The organism is Paraburkholderia sp. BR10141, from assembly GCF_056155635.1.
Map to the genome: position 1 here is coordinate 461,276 of NZ_JBMIQH010000001.1, position 15,117 is coordinate 476,392.

Annotated in this window: 14 protein-coding genes; 10 read left to right on the forward strand and 4 right to left on the reverse strand. The window is 66.2% G+C overall.

What is annotated here, in order from left to right; genetic code table 11:
• Window positions 1-5: 5 nt before the first annotated feature.
• Window positions 6-1,256, reverse strand: a complete 1,251-nt coding sequence (locus ACOJB8_RS02185) for a helix-turn-helix transcriptional regulator (protein WP_475010876.1) — start codon at window positions 1,254-1,256, stop codon at window positions 6-8.
• 384 nt (window positions 1,257-1,640) lie between these two features.
• Here ACOJB8_RS02185 and ACOJB8_RS02190 point away from each other — a divergent pair, with 384 nt between their 5' ends.
• The 4 genes from ACOJB8_RS02190 (at window position 1,641) to ACOJB8_RS02205 (ending at window position 7,034) form a co-directional block, all read left to right on the forward strand.
• The gene (locus ACOJB8_RS02190; RefSeq protein WP_069261448.1) at window positions 1,641-1,868 is read left to right on the forward strand and encodes a hypothetical protein; all 228 of its coding nucleotides are present in this window, start codon (window positions 1,641-1,643) and stop codon (window positions 1,866-1,868) included.
• A gap of 105 nt (window positions 1,869-1,973) precedes the next feature.
• On the forward strand, window positions 1,974-2,267 hold the full coding sequence (locus tag ACOJB8_RS02195; RefSeq protein WP_069261447.1) for an H-NS histone family protein: 294 nt from the start codon (window positions 1,974-1,976) through the stop codon (window positions 2,265-2,267).
• A gap of 564 nt (window positions 2,268-2,831) precedes the next feature.
• The gene (locus tag ACOJB8_RS02200; protein ID WP_069261446.1) at window positions 2,832-4,433 is read left to right on the forward strand and encodes a peptide chain release factor 3; all 1,602 of its coding nucleotides are present in this window, start codon (window positions 2,832-2,834) and stop codon (window positions 4,431-4,433) included.
• A gap of 237 nt (window positions 4,434-4,670) precedes the next feature.
• Window positions 4,671-7,034 (forward strand): bifunctional acetate--CoA ligase family protein/GNAT family N-acetyltransferase, encoded by a 2,364-nt coding sequence (locus ACOJB8_RS02205; RefSeq protein WP_475010878.1) that lies wholly within the window; start codon window positions 4,671-4,673, stop codon window positions 7,032-7,034.
• 18 nt (window positions 7,035-7,052) lie between these two features.
• Here the strand turns inward: ACOJB8_RS02205 and ACOJB8_RS02210 are convergent, their stop codons facing one another.
• Window positions 7,053-7,598, reverse strand: a complete 546-nt coding sequence (locus ACOJB8_RS02210) for a hypothetical protein (RefSeq protein WP_475010880.1) — start codon at window positions 7,596-7,598, stop codon at window positions 7,053-7,055.
• Window positions 7,599-7,720: 122 nt separating this feature from the next.
• Window positions 7,721-8,554, reverse strand: coding sequence for an IclR family transcriptional regulator (locus tag ACOJB8_RS02215; protein WP_256094445.1), 834 nt, complete (start codon window positions 8,552-8,554; stop codon window positions 7,721-7,723).
• A 200-nt stretch (window positions 8,555-8,754) separates the two neighbouring features.
• On the opposite strand from ACOJB8_RS02215, the gene ACOJB8_RS02220 reads away from it, so the two are divergent.
• The 6 genes from ACOJB8_RS02220 (at window position 8,755) to ACOJB8_RS02245 (ending at window position 14,241) form a co-directional block, all read left to right on the forward strand.
• Window positions 8,755-9,084 (forward strand): UxaA family hydrolase, encoded by a 330-nt coding sequence (locus ACOJB8_RS02220; protein WP_069261443.1) that lies wholly within the window; start codon window positions 8,755-8,757, stop codon window positions 9,082-9,084.
• A gap of 42 nt (window positions 9,085-9,126) precedes the next feature.
• Window positions 9,127-10,440 (forward strand): UxaA family hydrolase, encoded by a 1,314-nt coding sequence (locus ACOJB8_RS02225; protein ID WP_342946926.1) that lies wholly within the window; start codon window positions 9,127-9,129, stop codon window positions 10,438-10,440.
• Window positions 10,441-10,497: 57 nt separating this feature from the next.
• The gene (locus tag ACOJB8_RS02230) at window positions 10,498-11,535 is read left to right on the forward strand and encodes an aldo/keto reductase (RefSeq protein WP_475010884.1); all 1,038 of its coding nucleotides are present in this window, start codon (window positions 10,498-10,500) and stop codon (window positions 11,533-11,535) included.
• A gap of 3 nt (window positions 11,536-11,538) precedes the next feature.
• Window positions 11,539-12,423 carry an amidohydrolase family protein gene (locus ACOJB8_RS02235; protein ID WP_475010887.1) on the forward strand — a complete coding sequence of 295 codons (885 nt, stop codon included), beginning with the start codon at window positions 11,539-11,541 and terminating at the stop codon, window positions 12,421-12,423.
• A 156-nt stretch (window positions 12,424-12,579) separates the two neighbouring features.
• Window positions 12,580-13,323 (forward strand): SDR family oxidoreductase, encoded by a 744-nt coding sequence (locus ACOJB8_RS02240; protein WP_475010889.1) that lies wholly within the window; start codon window positions 12,580-12,582, stop codon window positions 13,321-13,323.
• A gap of 69 nt (window positions 13,324-13,392) precedes the next feature.
• On the forward strand, window positions 13,393-14,241 hold the full coding sequence (locus tag ACOJB8_RS02245; RefSeq protein ID WP_028202870.1) for an ureidoglycolate lyase: 849 nt from the start codon (window positions 13,393-13,395) through the stop codon (window positions 14,239-14,241).
• 86 nt (window positions 14,242-14,327) lie between these two features.
• Here ACOJB8_RS02245 and ACOJB8_RS02250 read toward each other — a convergent pair whose 3' ends face one another.
• The gene (locus tag ACOJB8_RS02250; protein ID WP_069261437.1) at window positions 14,328-14,771 is read right to left on the reverse strand and encodes a PaaI family thioesterase; all 444 of its coding nucleotides are present in this window, start codon (window positions 14,769-14,771) and stop codon (window positions 14,328-14,330) included.
• Window positions 14,772-15,117: the final 346 nt, after the last annotated feature.

A 15,117-nucleotide genomic window follows, 5' to 3' on the forward strand; every position in this document is an offset into this window, starting at 1 on the left:
CCCGCTCAGCCCTCGGCGGCGGCGCTCGGTCCGCGCGCCGGCAGGTTCAGCAAAAGGCGCAGCAGGTCGGGCTGGCGGCGCGTCGCCGTCTTCTGAAAGATCGATTGCAATTGTTTGCGCACGGTGTCGTGCTTCACGCCGACGTGCGCGGCGATTTCCTTTTGCGTGAGACCTTCCGCAAGCAGCAGCGCAATACGGCATTCGGCCGGCGAGAGATCGAAGGCCGTCGCGAGCACCCGCTCGTCGACCAGCGGCGCGGAGCGCGGGTGATAGAAGGTCAGCGCCGCGAAAGCGCGCAATTCCGGGACCGAGGCGTCGTCGGCCGTCACCACGTTGTAGAACGCGTAGAGCACCTCCTGCTGGCTCGCCGAGGCCTGCGCGCGGCCCCGCCCATCATGGGTTTGGCCATGCGGGTCCGTTGCGGCCGCAGCATCGGGCGCATCCGGCGCGAGCGTGCCGTCGGCAGCCCCTACGATACGCAACGCGCGAAAGCGCGCCGCCGCAGCCCGCGCGCCGCTCATGCGGTTGCGCAGGCGCGCCTCGCTCACGGCGATGTCCTCGAGCAGGCGCGCGTGATAGGGCGCCGCGAGCGTGATGCGCCGACCGCGCACCCGCACGAGCGAGGTCGCCTTCAGGAGCCGCTGTGCGGCCTCGTTGCTATGGAGCACCTCGCCCAGCGCGCTCACGAGCATGGCTGGCGGACGTGAGCGGTTTGCAAGCGTGTCGGCGTTCAAGGCAAAGCGGCGCAGGTACAGGCGCACCGCGCGCACGAGGTGCGGCGTGAGCCGCTCGAGCAGCTCGCGGTGCTCGCCCGGGAGCGGCCCGGCCTGGGCGTCCACACGGCACGCGAGCATAACGGCGAGGCCGTTCTGTTCGATCAGCTTGCACAGCGCCGCGCAGCGATGGCCTGCCTCGAGCGGGCAGAGCTCGAACCCGGCTGAGCAGTCGCCGTCCGCGCAGTCGAGCTCGATGCCGCAATGCAGCCACTTGCCCGGCGGGTAAGCGCGCAGCCATGCCAGGCGCGCATCGTCGCGGTACAGCGGCCGGATGCGCTCCAGCGGTTCCGCGCCGGTGAGTGCGAAACCGTCGCTCCAGGAAAATAGATCGCGCTGCCGGTCAAAGGCGTACAGATGAACTGACGCCACCCCAGTCGCTTCGCGCAATTGCGCGCAAAAATCCTTCCAGGCGCAAGGATTATCGAGTGTGTCGTAAATAAGGTGCAGCAGGCGATCGTATTGTGATTCGTTTGTTTTCACGCCATTCTCGTTGTTCGTATTGTGAAAGACTGATGGCAGCAAAATGCGCTCCGCATAGCGTTCCACAATTGAGGAATATACAGGCGCAATAGCCCCCGTTAATCTGCCTTTCGATATGGATGCGGATACAACCGCGAGCGTGGACGAGCGGCCTCTGGAATTCCGTGCGGTATCCAACGGATAGCCGGTCGCGCTGGCTTTATTCTGGTCTGACAGTACGAACAAAAGCAGTCAATCCGCTGCGGCGTGCATTTAGCACGGTCAGCCGGCGCGATTACCAAACCGACCGATTATCCGCGGCGTGCGGAAAAGCGGCGATGCGACGAAAGTGAGTGCGCGCTATTTGTGCGCGCTCGATAAAACTTGTCATTACCGGGGGCAGCGATGAATCATCACCAACTCGAAAAGGACATTGAGCATCTCGAACATATCATCGGGCGGCTCTCGGGGCGCGACCGTATTCCGCTCTCTTATTGGCGCGGCCGGCTCGAGTCGGTTTCCGGCGAGAACCTCGTGCCTTCGCAGGTGCAGCGCGTGAAGCGGCTCAACGAAGCGCTGCGCGCGCTCGAAAGCCGTCTGTCGCACGAATCGCTTGGGCAACGCGAACGGTAACGCCAACGTTTGCGATAGCGTTGTAAAAATGCGCGCCTGCATCGTCGCACGGGCTCCAAACCGGTCACAATGGCACTCTCTTGACCGAACTGGAGATGCGTTTTCATGCCGAGCTACAAGCAACTGACCGCCCAGCTGGAGAAGCTTCACAAGGAAGTGGCTGCGGCGCGTGAAAAGGAAATTGACCAGGCGATCGCCGAGATCAAGGAAAAAATCGCGGAGTACGACATCACCGCGGAAGAACTGGGCTTCACGAGCCGACGTGCAGGCCCCGCGCGCAAGAAGGCGCTGCCGGCCCGCTACATGAACCCGAAAACCGGCGAGACCTGGAGCGGCCGTGGCCGCGCGCCGGGCTGGCTGGCGGGCAAGAACCGCGAACGCTTCCTCATCAAGGAATAACGGGCCAATTCCTGCCAGGCCGTTGCACCAAGGGATGCGCAGCACCCGCCGTGACGGCCGCACCGTATCGAGTCCCGAAAAAGCTCACCTCAGGTCCCGCGCGGCGCGCAGCGGCATGCCGCAACGAGCGGGACCAGGACGCTCACGCAGCGCTTGCATGTCTGTGGCGAAAGGAAATTCTCGTGAAAACGGGGGCGTCTCGCGAGCGCGGCGGGTGCACGAAGCTGTCGACGGTGCGCTCGCATCGAGGTCCTGTAAAAGCTCACCTTTGCCAACGCGGCGCGAACCAGCGCGTCTAACCCGTTCGAACCCCATCAAACCTTTAGTCGGCGGGGCGAATGCCGTGTATCATTCGGTCCCGGCGCCTTTTCGCTTTTTTGCGCGGGCATCCGCGGGACATTCCCGATCGCTCGTGCTATTTGCCGTGCGTCGCAGGCAGCGCACTGCTCGCCGCACGCGCCGTAAGCGTTGCTTGAAAACGCGCCCGCAAGCGCCGCCGCGCTCGCCGCAACCCCCGCCGCGCGGCCCGGTTGCCCGAATTCATCTGTGATACCCGCCCTATCCATGTCAGTAGCCGAACTCAGACGCCGCCGCACGTTCGCGGTCATTTCTCACCCGGACGCGGGCAAGACCACGCTCACCGAAAAGTTGCTGCTGTTTTCGGGCGCGATCCAGATCGCGGGCACCGTGAAGGGCAAGAAGAGCGGCCGCTTCGCGACCTCCGACTGGATGGAGATCGAAAAGCAGCGTGGCATCTCGGTCGCCAGTTCGGTCATGCAGTTCGAGTACGGCGACGCGGTCATCAATCTGCTCGACACGCCGGGCCACGAGGACTTCTCGGAAGACACGTACCGCGTGCTCACGGCGGTCGACGCCGCCGTGATGGTGATCGACGGCGCGAACGGCGTGGAAGCGCAAACGCTCAAGCTGCTCGAAGTCTGCCGCAGCCGCAAGACGCCCATTCTCACGTTCATCAACAAGCTCGACCGCGAAGTGCGCGAGCCGCTCGACCTGCTCGACGAAATCGAGCAGCACCTGGGCGTGGCTGCCGTGCCGTTCACCTGGCCCATCGGGATGGGCAAGGAGTTCCAGGGCGTGTACGACATCCAGCGCGACCAGGTACGCGTGTTCCGCGCGGGTCAGGAGTCGCTGGGCGGCGCGGTGGAAACGCTGCAGCACATCAGCGACGCCGATGGCGAAGCGCGCTTCGGCTATCACTGGAAGCGCACCAAGGAAGAAGTCGAGCTGATCACGGGCGCGACGCCCACCTTCGATCGCGACGCCTTCCTCGCGGGCGAGCAGTCGCCGGTGCTGTTCGGCTCGGCGATCAACAACTTCGGCGTGAAGGAAATTCTCGACGCGCTGGTCGATCTCGCGCCGCCGCCGTCGCCGCGGATGGCCGTGCAGCGACCGGTCTCGCCAGAAGAGCCGAAGTTCACGGGCGTCGTGTTCAAGGTGCAGGCCAACATGGACCTCGCGCACCGCGACCGCGTGGCGTTCATCCGCGTGTGTTCGGGCCATTTCGAGCGCGGCATGCAGCTGAAGGTCACGCGCAACAACAAGACCTTCCGCGCGAACAACGTGGTGAGCTTCCTGTCGCAGCGCCGCGAGACCGTGGCCGAGGCGTACCCTGGCGACATCATCGGTATTCCTAACCACGGCACGCTGAGCCTCGGCGACACGCTCACCGAAGGCGAAGACCTGCAATTCACGGGTCTGCCGTTCTTCGCGCCGGAAATCTTCCAGACCATCGAAGTGGTCGATCCGATGCGCGCGAAGCAACTGGGCGAAGCGCTCAAGCAGCTTGGCGAAGAGGGCGCGATCCAGGTGTTCCGCCCGATCCACGGCGGCGCGACGATCCTGGGCGCGGTCGGCCAGCTGCAGTTCGAAGTGGTGTCGCACCGCCTCGCGGCCGAGTACAAGGTTGCGGTGCGCCTGATGCCCGCGCGCTATCGCCTCTCGCGCTGGGTGACCTGCGACGATCCCGCCGAGCTGCGCCGCTTCACCGATTCGTACGAGGCCCGCATGGCCTACGACGCGTCGAACGCGCCGACCTATCTCGCCTCGCACGTCTCCGAAATCGAGGTCGCGCAAAAGGCCTGGCCGAAGATCGTGTTCAACGAGCTGCGCGAGCATTCGGGCGCGCCGTTCCGCAAGTCGATGTAACACACACGGCGCGCTCGCGCCGCGTTCACAAACCAGGCAAAGTCCTTCTCGTGCATCCTGGTGCCACACGCCCAGGGCGGCGTGCGGCGCCATGCCGCCGCATCTGCGCTCATAGGCGCCGGGCGAAATACGCGCAGCGCCTGCGCGCTTGCCCTATCCTCTTCTCGTAACGGTAAAAGACGACAAACCGGCGTTCGCCTCTATGGCAAGCGCCTGTCCGACCGACGAGGAGTGCCTGTGACCGTACGCAATCTCGATGCAGTGTTCCAGCCGAAATCCGTGGCCGTGATCGGCGCTTCGCAGCGCCCCGGCAGCATCGGCAGCATGGTATGGCGGCGGCTGATCGAAGGCGGCTTCACGAGCCCGCTGTGGGCCGTCAATCCGCGCCATGCGGGCGACTTCGAAGCCTTCGACGGCCGGCCCGTGCTCGCCGACGCAAGCGACCTGCCCGAGGCGCCCGGCGTCGCCATCATCTGCACGCGGCCCGCCACGTGGCCCGCGCTCGTGCATCGCTTGGGCGGCATGGGCACGCGCGCGGCGATCATCGTCGGCGAGGCGAGCGACGAGGCCGATCAGGCCGACCTGCGCCACGCACTGGCGGCGGCGCGCCCGCATCTGCTGCGCATCGTCGGCCCCGGCAGTCTCGGCGCGCTCACGCCCGCGCTCAACGCGCAGCTGGGCGCGGCAGCGTCGATTGCGCGCAAGGGCGGCGTGGCCTGGGTGTCGCAGTCCAACGCGCTCACCAACGCGGTGCTGCGCTGGGCCGCGCCGCGCGGCCTGGGCTTTTCGCACGTGATCGCGCTCGGCGACGAAGCCGACGTCGACGTGGGCGACGTGCTCGACTACCTCGCGAGCGACCCGAGCACGCGCGCGATCCTGCTCGAAGTGGACACGATCCGCGCGGCGCGCAAGTTCATGTCGGCGGCGCGCGCGGCGGCGCGCAACAAGCCTGTGCTCGCGCTGAGAAGCGGCCGCGACGACAAGGGCGATGCGCTCTACACGGCGGCGTTCCGGCGCGCGGGTCTCGTGCGCGTCGACACGCTCGACGACCTGCTCGACGAAATCGAAACGCTCGGCGTGGGCCGCGTGGCCGCGAGCGACACGGCCACGCTCATCACGAGCGACCGCGGCGTGGCGACACTTGCGCGCGACGCCTTCATGAAAGCCGGCGACACGCTCGCCCGCTGGAACGACGAAGCGCTGGCGGCCGTCCAGGCCGCGCTGCCGCACGCGCAGGCCGGCAATCCGCTCGTGCTCGGCGACACCGCGAAGCCCGAGCACTTCGGCCTCGCGCTGCAAACGCTTGCCACGCACCGCTCGAGCGGCACGGCGTTCGTCGTGCACGCGCCCACCCACAGCGCGCCGGTGGACGCGGTGGCGCGCACGCTGATCGAGCAACAGCGTTTCGCGTATCGCGGCATGCTCGCGTGCTTCTTCGGCGGGGTGGACGAAACCACGCGCGACGAACTGCACGCGCACGGCATTCCGGTACACACCACGCCGCGGCGCCTGGCGCGCGCGTTTGCCCGTCTCGTCGATTACCGGCTGGGCCGCGAGCTCTTGATGCAGACGCCGGAGACCATGCCCGCGCAGGGCCCGGCCGCGATCGAGGCCGCGCACGGCGAAGCGCGCGCGGCGCTGGCGGCCGGGCGCACGGAGCTGAAAGGGGAGGAGGCGGGCAGACTGCTGGCCTTGTTCGGGCTCGCCACGCAGGCGCAGGACGAACCCGGTGTGAAGCCCGTGGTGGATGTGTCGGTCGAGTTTCGCGACGACGACAACTTCGGCCCGGTGTTCCGTTTCGCCGCGCCTTCGCCGGACGACTTTTCGCCGCCGCTGCGCGTGTACAGCCTGCCGCCACTGAACCCCGTGCTCTCGCGCGACATCGTCGCGCACTCGCCCTATGCGCGCTACGCGGCGCCCGAGCCGACGCTGGCCGCGCTCACCGAGCTATCGCAGTTCGTGTGCGAGGTGCGGGAAATCGTGGGCTTGCGTCTGACGCTGCGTGTGCTGCCCGAGGCGGTCGTGGTCGTCGCGCCCTGCCTGCAGCTCGCGGAAAAGCGCAGCCGCTTCGCGATCATGCCGTATCCGCGGCGGCTCGAAGAAACCATCGACTGGCACGGCGAGCGCCTCACGATCCGCCCGATCCGTCCCGAAGACGAGGAGATGCACCGCACGTTCGTCGAGTCGATGACACCCGACGACTTGCGCCTGCGCTTCTTCTCGGCGGTGCGCAGCTTCGATCACACGCAACTCGCACGCATGACGCAAATCGACTACGACCGCGAGATGGCGCTGATTGCGGTGGTGCATGGCGAGGACGGCCAGCCGCGCACGCTGGGTGTGGTGCGCGCCGTGGCCGATCCGGACAACGAGACCGCCGAGTTCGCGGTCGCGATTCTGTCGAATCTCAAGCGCGGCGGCCTTGGCCGCTTGTTGATGTCGCGCATCATCGAGTACGTGCGCTCGCGCGGCACGCACTGGCTGCTCGGCGAGGCGCTGCGCGAGAACGCGCCGATGATCGGCCTCGCGCGCGCCTGCGGCTTCACCGTCACGCCCACGGAAGACCCGGGCGTGGTCGGCTTTCGCATGCCGCTCGACTGAGCCGGCGCACCTCGCTGCTTAGGCGGCCAGCTTCGCGAGCGCGTCGTCGATCTGGCCGCGCGTGAGTGCGAGCTCTTCGAGCCAGGCCTCGCCGTACTGCGCGCCGGTTTCCTTCTCCAGCCGCGCGATGGTCGCGGCGCAGCGCGCGGCGTCCTTGGGCGTGGCGATGAACGCCTTCACCGACTGGCCGCCCTGGAACGCCTCGAACAGCGGCATGCGGATTTCGTCGGGCAGCGCGCGCGTGGTCCACTGATGCGTCTTGCCGTTGAAGGTGAGCGACGGCGGCAGCACGCGCTCCTTGCGCGTGGCCGGAATCAGGCCGAAATTGCGCGCGGCTTCGGCGATCTGCTCGGCCGTGAACAGCTCCTCGGGAGCGATCTCGAATTGCGCGATGGCGGTTTCGACGGTCTTCATCGCGTCGGCGCGGTCGTCGCGCTTTTTCTGCGCGCGCGCGACGATATCGCGCAACTCGTCGGCTTCGCCGGCCGAGATCGTGAAGCTCGCCTGTTTCTGCTGAAGCTCGGAAAAGCGCTGGAATTCTTGATCGGTCAGGAGTTTCGCCATGGGTTTCGAATGCGCGTGAGCCGCTTGCCCGCCGGTTTGCGGCGGCGCGCGCGGCGCACAGGTTTTTTTGAGAGGGCCGCCATTCTAACCGTTTTGCGTGGCCGGCTTGAGTCCACCGGGCGTCAGGCTGCGCCGTCCTCGCGGAACATCGACAAGGTCTGCACGGTCGCGCTCAGCATTTGCGTCGCCTCGTCGAGCGAGGGCGCGACATAGTCGTCGATGCGCTTGAGGAACGGGCAGGTGAGCGCCGCGATCGCCTGACCCGAAGGCCCGAGCACCGGAAACGTCACGTCGGTCACGCCGAAAATCTGCTGACTGTCCTTGCGCGAGAAGCCCGCCTCGCGCACCTGCTCGCACGCGGCTTCGAGCGCCGCGTGATCGATCGCCACCTCGCCCTTCACCTTCGTATGCTCCGCGAGCATGTGCGCGCGCTGCTCCGGCGTTTGCCAGGCGAGCAGCGTGCGGCCCGAACTCGTGTCGACGAGACCCACGCGCGAACCCAGCCGCACCGCGATGCCCCATGTGCCCGGCCCGTCCACCTGGGCGATCACGAGCAGGTTGCCGCGGTCGTAGACGGTGAGATGGCACGACTGTTCGGCTTCGTCGGCGAAGCGCTGCATGAGCGGCAGCGCTTCCGAGATCAGGCGCTCCATGGGCGGGTGACGATGGGCGAGCGCGAAGAGTTTCAGGCTCAGCGCATAGCGGTCGCCGCCTTCCGAACGGATAACGTATTGCCGCGCCACGAGCCGCTCAAGCATGCGGTAGATCTCGCTCGCGTTGCGTCCCAGCGCCTTCGTGATCTCGGCGCGCGTGAGGCCGGCGCGCTGTTCCGCAAGCAGTTCGAGGATGTCGAGCCCCTTGTCCAGCGCGGGCGCGCGATAGCGATCAGCGTCGTCTTTCTCGTCGGCTTCCTCGGGCACGTTGTCCATCTGGCTCTTCTTCGTGTTCTTTTCCATTCGATCGTCCCCAGGGAAATCACGGACCCATGCTGCACTGCACATCGCTTGACCTTCGAATGTGCGTATATGAATAATGCATTCACTGGTGAATAAACGCCAGCGTCGTCAGGTTGGGAAAAGGCAGATGCAAGGTCGCGAGCGCGGCGGCATTTCGCTCGATGGCGACAAGGGCGCAGGATTAAACGCGGAGACGATCTGTGAACGGCAACGCACCCCATACCGACGCACGCCTGATTCTGCTCGCGCCCGAGGACAACTGCCTGATCGCGGCAGCGCGTCTGGCAGCGGGCGAAACGGTAGAGATAGAAGGCGAGCGTGTGACGCTCGCCAGGACGATCGAACTCGGTCACAAGGTGGCGCGCCGCGCGCTCGCACAAGACGAGAAGGTGCTGCGCTATGGCGCGCGCATCGGCCACGTAAGCGAGCCGGTGGCGCGCGGCGAGCATCTGCACACGCACAACCTGGAAAGCGATTACTTGCCGACCTACACGCACGACGCGGGGCACGAATTCGTGCCGCACAAGTAACGCCACCATGATGCGGCACGCGCCGCGAGCAGGATTCATGTTATGAGCGATAGCAACGTCACCCCTTCACGAGCCGCCGCGCCCATGCTCCAAGGCTGGCTGCGCAACGACGGACGCAAGGGCATACGCAACGTGGTTGCGGTGGCCTATCTCGTGGAATGCGCGCACCACGTGGCGCAGGAAATCGTCGCGCAGTTCCGCGAACCCCTTGGCGCGTTCGACGATCCGCCCGCGCTGCAGCAGCCAGAAGCGCCGCCGGTGCATCTGATCGGTTTTCCGGGCTGTTTCCCCAACAGCTACGCCGAGAAGATGATGAAGCAGCTCACCACGCATCCGAACGTGGGCGCGGTGCTGTTCGTTTCGCTCGGCTGCGAAAGCATGAACAAGCACTATCTCGTGGAGCAGGTGCGCGCGAGCGGCCGTCCGGTAGAAGTCCTGACGATCCAGGAAAAGGGCGGCACGCGCAGCACGATTCAGTACGGTCTCGACTGGGTGCGCGAAGCGCGTGCGCAACTCGCCGCGCAACAGAAAGTGCCGATGCGCCTCGATGAACTCGTGGTCGGCACGATTTGCGGCGGCTCGGACGGCACGAGCGGCATCACCGCCAACCCGGCTGTGGGCCGCGCCTTCGATCAGCTGATCGCAGCGGGTTCGGCCTGCATTTTTGAGGAAACCGGCGAGCTGGTGGGCTGCGAATTCCACATGAAAAGCCGCGCCGCAAGACCCGAACTGGGCGAGGCGATAGTCGCGTGCGTGGCCAAGGCGGCGCGCTATTACTCGATTCTGGGCCACGGTTCGTTCGCCGTCGGCAACGCGGACGGCGGCCTCACCACGCAGGAAGAGAAGTCGCTCGGCGCGTATGCAAAAAGCGGCGCCTCGCCGATCGTCGGCATCGTGAAGCCGGGCGACGTGCCGCCCACGGGCGGTCTCTATCTGCTCGACGTGGTGCCCGATGGCGAGCCGCGCTTCGGCTTTCCGAATATCAGCGACAATGCGGAAATCGCGGAGCTGATCGCGTGCGGCGCGCACCTGATCCTGTTTACGACAGGGCGCGGGTCGGTGGTGGGCTCTGCGCTTGCGCCGGTCATCAAGGTGTGCGCGAACCCGCTGACCTACCGCAACCTCGCCGGCGACATGGACGTGGACGCGGGCCGCATTCTCGAAGGGCGCGCGACGCTCGACGAAGTGGGGCGCGAAGTGTTCGACCGCACGCTGGCCGTAGCGGGCGGCGAGCGTTCGAAGTCGGAAACGCTCGGGCACCAGGAGTTTATCCTCACGTACAAGCGCTTCGAGCCCGTCGGCCCCGCATGCCTGCCCGCCAGTGCGCGCGTGCCGATCGTCGAAGCCGCGAACTGAAACGCGCAGTCGGATGATTTCGTTGTGGAAACAACCATCTCCAGGAGGAGACGAGCCATGGCGCAAGAACAGCATCCCAGGGTGGCGCACAGGCGCCGTATCGGCCGCACGGCGCTCGAAGTCAGCGCATTGGGTCTAGGCACCGCGCCGCTCGGCGGCCTGTATCGCGACCTGTCCGAAGAAGAGGCGCAAGCCACCGTCGACGCCGCGTGGGAAGCCGGCATCCGCTTTTTCGATACCGCGCCGCACTACGGCCACACCAAGGCCGAGCACCGGCTGGGCGCGGCGCTGCGGCGCTATCCGCGCAACGAGTACGTGATTTCCACGAAAGTGGGCCGCCATTTCGTGCCGCGCACGCACGAGTACGACGGCAGCGAGGGCTGGCAAAACCCGCTGCCCTTCGAAGCGATTTTCGACTACACGCGCGACGGCATTCTGCGTTCGTTCGAGGACAGCCAGCAGCGGCTCGGCTTAGTCGATATCGATGTCCTGCTCGTGCACGATATCGGCCGCTACACGCACGGCGAGCGCAACGAGCACTACTGGCGGCAACTGCGCGACAGCGGTTTCAAGGCGCTCGACGAATTGCGCAAGGCGGGCGCGATCAAGGCGATCGGCTTCGGCGTGAACGAGCGCGAAGTGATACGCGAGGCGATGCAGGAATTCGACATCGACTGCGCTTTGCTGGCGGGCCGCTATACGCTGCTCGAACAGGCTCCGCTCGACGACCTGCTGCCCGAGTGCGAGAAGACGGGCGTGAGCATTCTGCTGGGCGGCGCGTTCAACTCGGGCATTCTCGCGCACGGACTGCTCGGCGAGCTCAAATTCAACTACGCCGACGCGCCGCAGGACGTGGTCGAACGCGTGGCGCGGCTCGATACGATCTGCCGGACCTACGACGCCCCGCTCGCGGCGGCGGCGCTGCAGTTTCCCTATGCGCACCCGGCCGTGGCGACGGTGCTCAACGGCGCACGCAGCCCGCAGGAGGTGCGCGAGAACGTCGCCTCGTTCGAGACGAATTTGCCCCGCGAGTTGTGGCTCGCGCTGCGCGACAAAGGTCTCCTCGATCCACGCGCGCCGCTGCCGCAGGCTTGAGCCATGACTACCATCTCTACGATCGAACGGATCGACGCCCATCAGCACTATTGGGACCCGGCACGCGGCGACTACGGCTGGCTCACGCCTTCGATGACCGCGCTGTATCGCGCGTTCGGACCCGCCGATCTCGCGCCGCTGCGCGCGTCGTGCGGCGTGGCGCGCACGGTGGTCGTGCAGGCCGCGCCGACTATCGAGGAAACACGCTGGCTGCTCGATCTTGCACGCAACGAGCCGTCGATTGCGGGCGTGGTGGGCTGGGTGCCGCTGGACGATCCGCACGTCGCCACGCTGATCGCCGAACTCGCGCGCGAGCCCAAGCTGCGCGGCGTGCGCCCGATGCTGCAGGACCTGCCCGACGACGACTGGATCGCGAAAGCCGATACCGCGCGCGGCGTGCAAGCGCTCATCGCGCACGATCTCGCTTTCGACGCGCTCGTGTTCACGCGCCACGCGGATGCGCTCGCGACGTTCCTCGCGCGGCATCCCGCGCTGCGCGTGGTGATCGATCACGGCGCGAAGCCGCCGATCGCGGCGGGCGGCGAGAGCGGCTTTGCGGCGTGGGCGCACGCCATCACGCGCTTCGCGCAGTTTGCGCAGGTGCACTGCAAGCTGTCGGGGCTCGCGACCGAAGCCGCGCCCAGCTGGGACGACGCTACGCTGGCGCCGTGGGTCGCGCATCTGCTTGCCGAGTTCGGGCCGCAACGCCTCATGTGGGGCAGCGACTGGCCGGTGCTGAACCTCAATGGCGATTACGCACGCTGGTACGCGAGTGCGCAGCAGCTTACACAAGCACTTTCCGCAGGCGAGCGCGCCGCCGTTTTCGGCGGCAACGCTGCGGCTTTCTATCGGCTTGAATCCGGGCTCGGGGACCATCCAGCCGGTTAGAAAAGGTCCGCCGAACGCCACGAGGCGCGCCTGCGTCGCCATAATGGCCGTTTGCGTCATCCCAACTTCTTCCCGCGATTTCTTCGCTCGATCGCGGCATGGGGGCCTGCTGCAATACGGGGTATCGCCGTGCCGCGCTTCCAACTGGAGTGGCAGATGGTACAAAGACTGGCCGGCAAAACGGCCCTGATCACCGCGGCGGGCCAGGGCATCGGCTACGCGGCCGCCGAACTGTTCGCGCGCGAAGGCGCACGCGTGATCGCCACCGACCTGCGCATCGACGCGCTGGCAGCGCTGCCGGTCGAGGCGCGCAAGCTCGACGTGCTCGACGGCGCGGCCATCACGGCGCTCGCGCAGGAACTTGGCGCGATCGACGTGCTGTTCAACTGCGCGGGTTTCGTGCACGCGGGCTCGATCCTGGAAGCGAGCGAAGAAGATTGGGACTTCGCGTTCGATCTGAACGCGAAGGCGATGTACCGGACCATCCGCGCCTTCCTGCCGGGCATGCTGGCGAAGGGCGGCGGGTCGATCATCAACATGTCGTCGGCGGCGTCGAGCGTGAAGGGCGTGCCCAACCGCTTCGTGTACGGCGCCTCGAAAGCCGCTGTGATAGGGTTGACGAAGGCTGTGGCCGCGGACTTCGTGACGCGCGGCGTCCGCTGCAATGCGATTTGCCCGGGCACGGTGTCGTCGCCGTCGCTGGAGGAGCGCATCGCCGCGCAGGCGGCGGCGCAGGGCACGAGCGTGGACGCGGCGCGCGCCGCGTTCGTCGCGCGCCAGCCGATGGGGCGCATGGGCAAGCCCGAGGAAATCGCGGCGCTCGCGCTCTACCTCGCTTCCGACGAATCCGGATTCACGACCGGCCAGGCGCATGTGATCGACGGCGGATGGTCGAACTAGTTGGCCCGAACCATCGCCCCAGGCGATTCTGACCGACTGCAACGCACAGACACACGAGGAACACAGACGATGAAACTGCTTCGCTACGGCCCGAAGGGCCACGAGAAACCGGGCCTGCTCGACGCCGAAGGCCGCATTCGCGCGCTCTCGGGCAACGTGGCCGACATTGCGGGCGACGTGCTCTCGGACGCCGGCCTCGCGCAACTGCGCACGATCGACCCGGAAACGCTGCCGCTCGTCGAAGGCAATCCGCGTATCGGGCCCTGCGTGGGCCACATCGGCAAGATGGTCTGCATCGGTCTGAACTATGCCGATCACGCCGCCGAGTCGGGCATGCCGGTGCCGAGCGAGCCGGTCGTCTTCAACAAGTGGACGAGCGCCATCGTCGGCCCGAACGACGACATCGAGATCCCGCGCGGCTCGAAGAAGACCGACTGGGAAGTGGAACTGGGCGTGGTGATCGGCAAGCACGCAAAGAACGTGAGCGAGGCCGATGCGCTCAACTACGTGGCGGGCTACTGCGTGATCAACGACGTGTCCGAGCGCGAATGGCAGATCGAGCGCGGCGGCCAGTGGGACAAGGGCAAGGGCTTCGACACCTTCGGCCCGACCGGCCCGTGGCTCGTCACGCGCGACGAAGTGGCAGATCCGCAGAACCTCTCCATGTGGCTCGAAGTCGACGGCCATCGCTACCAGAACGGCAGCACGCGCACGATGATCTTCACGGTCGCGAAGCTGGTTTCCTATCTCTCGGAGTGCATGAGCCTGCAGCCGGGCGACGTGATCTCCACCGGCACGCCGCCGGGCGTGGGCATGGGCGTGAAGCCGAATCCCGTGTTCCTGAAGGCGGGGCAGACGGTGCGCCTTGGCATCGAGGGCCTGGGCGAGCAGCAGCAGAAAACGCGCGCGGCAGAGTAAGCGCGCCTGACGCACGAAAAAGCGCGCGAGGGGAGGCGGGACAAACCCGCTTCACCTCGCGCGCTTTGTTTTGCGGCGCAGACTTTTCAGTTCGTCGGACTTTTGTCTTCCGGCCCGCTGCCTTCCGCGAGCCGGTTCACCGTCCCCTGCGCCAGCGCCACGAGCTTTTCGTCGCCGTTTTCCATCACGTACACGCTGCACTGGCAGGTGGCCTGGTGGCGCCCCGCGTGCACTACACGGGCGCGCGCCATCAGCGTGCCCTTGAGCGCCGGGCGCAGATAGTTGATCTTGTATTCCCCCGTCACCACCCGCGGCCCAAGGGCCAGCGCGCCGGCAAAGGTCAGCGCGTTGTCGGCGAGATAGCTGATCACGCCGCCATGCACGTAGCCGTGCTGCTGCTTGAGGTCGTCGCGTACCGGCAGGCGCAGGGTCAGCTCGTCCGCTCCCACGTGTGTCAGTTCCGTTCCGAGCAGCACGCTGAACGGTTGGGCATGCAAAGCGCCGCGTGCGCGGTCCACAAGATCTGTCATCGTCGCATTCCCTGGGTCTATCCCCGAGTGGTTTCCTAACCACTCTAGGAAGCCTTAGCGTCGAGTCAAGGTGAATCGAATCGAGCTGCCAACTTACATTAGTTGCGTATACAAAAAGGGCTCAATTACATACGAACGACTCCCCTGTCAGCAAGCATTTGATTGCAAAATGTATACGGAACTAGCCCATTTGGCGCCATTTTCCCATCTTGGTCGTCAATTCTTTGCAAACACGGCGTGATTTTCGCTGGTCGTCACGCCGTCAGCCCGTCAGCTCAAGCGCTGCCATCCTCCTTGCGAGGAACATGAAGCCCTGCGCCCCAACGCGCTAAGGTGTTGAAAGAGT

Bases quoted from the DNA above. Each gene is read 5' to 3' on its own strand.
- ACOJB8_RS02235 (WP_475010887.1), top strand. From the start codon at position 11,539: ATGACTACCATCTCTACGATCGAACGGATCGACGCCCATCAGCACTAT.
- ACOJB8_RS02195 (WP_069261447.1), top strand. From the start codon at position 1,974: ATGCCGAGCTACAAGCAACTGACCGCCCAGCTGGAGAAGCTTCACAAG.
- ACOJB8_RS02250 (WP_069261437.1), bottom strand. From the start codon at position 14,771: ATGACAGATCTTGTGGACCGCGCACGCGGCGCTTTGCATGCCCAACCG.
- ACOJB8_RS02190 (WP_069261448.1), top strand. From the start codon at position 1,641: ATGAATCATCACCAACTCGAAAAGGACATTGAGCATCTCGAACATATC.
- ACOJB8_RS02245 (WP_028202870.1), top strand. From the start codon at position 13,393: ATGAAACTGCTTCGCTACGGCCCGAAGGGCCACGAGAAACCGGGCCTG.
- ACOJB8_RS02215 (WP_256094445.1), bottom strand. From the start codon at position 8,554: ATGGAAAAGAACACGAAGAAGAGCCAGATGGACAACGTGCCCGAGGAA.
- ACOJB8_RS02225 (WP_342946926.1), top strand. From the start codon at position 9,127: ATGAGCGATAGCAACGTCACCCCTTCACGAGCCGCCGCGCCCATGCTC.
- ACOJB8_RS02230 (WP_475010884.1), top strand. From the start codon at position 10,498: ATGGCGCAAGAACAGCATCCCAGGGTGGCGCACAGGCGCCGTATCGGC.
- ACOJB8_RS02200 (WP_069261446.1), top strand. From the start codon at position 2,832: ATGTCAGTAGCCGAACTCAGACGCCGCCGCACGTTCGCGGTCATTTCT.
- ACOJB8_RS02240 (WP_475010889.1), top strand. From the start codon at position 12,580: ATGGTACAAAGACTGGCCGGCAAAACGGCCCTGATCACCGCGGCGGGC.
- ACOJB8_RS02210 (WP_475010880.1), bottom strand. From the start codon at position 7,598: ATGGCGAAACTCCTGACCGATCAAGAATTCCAGCGCTTTTCCGAGCTT.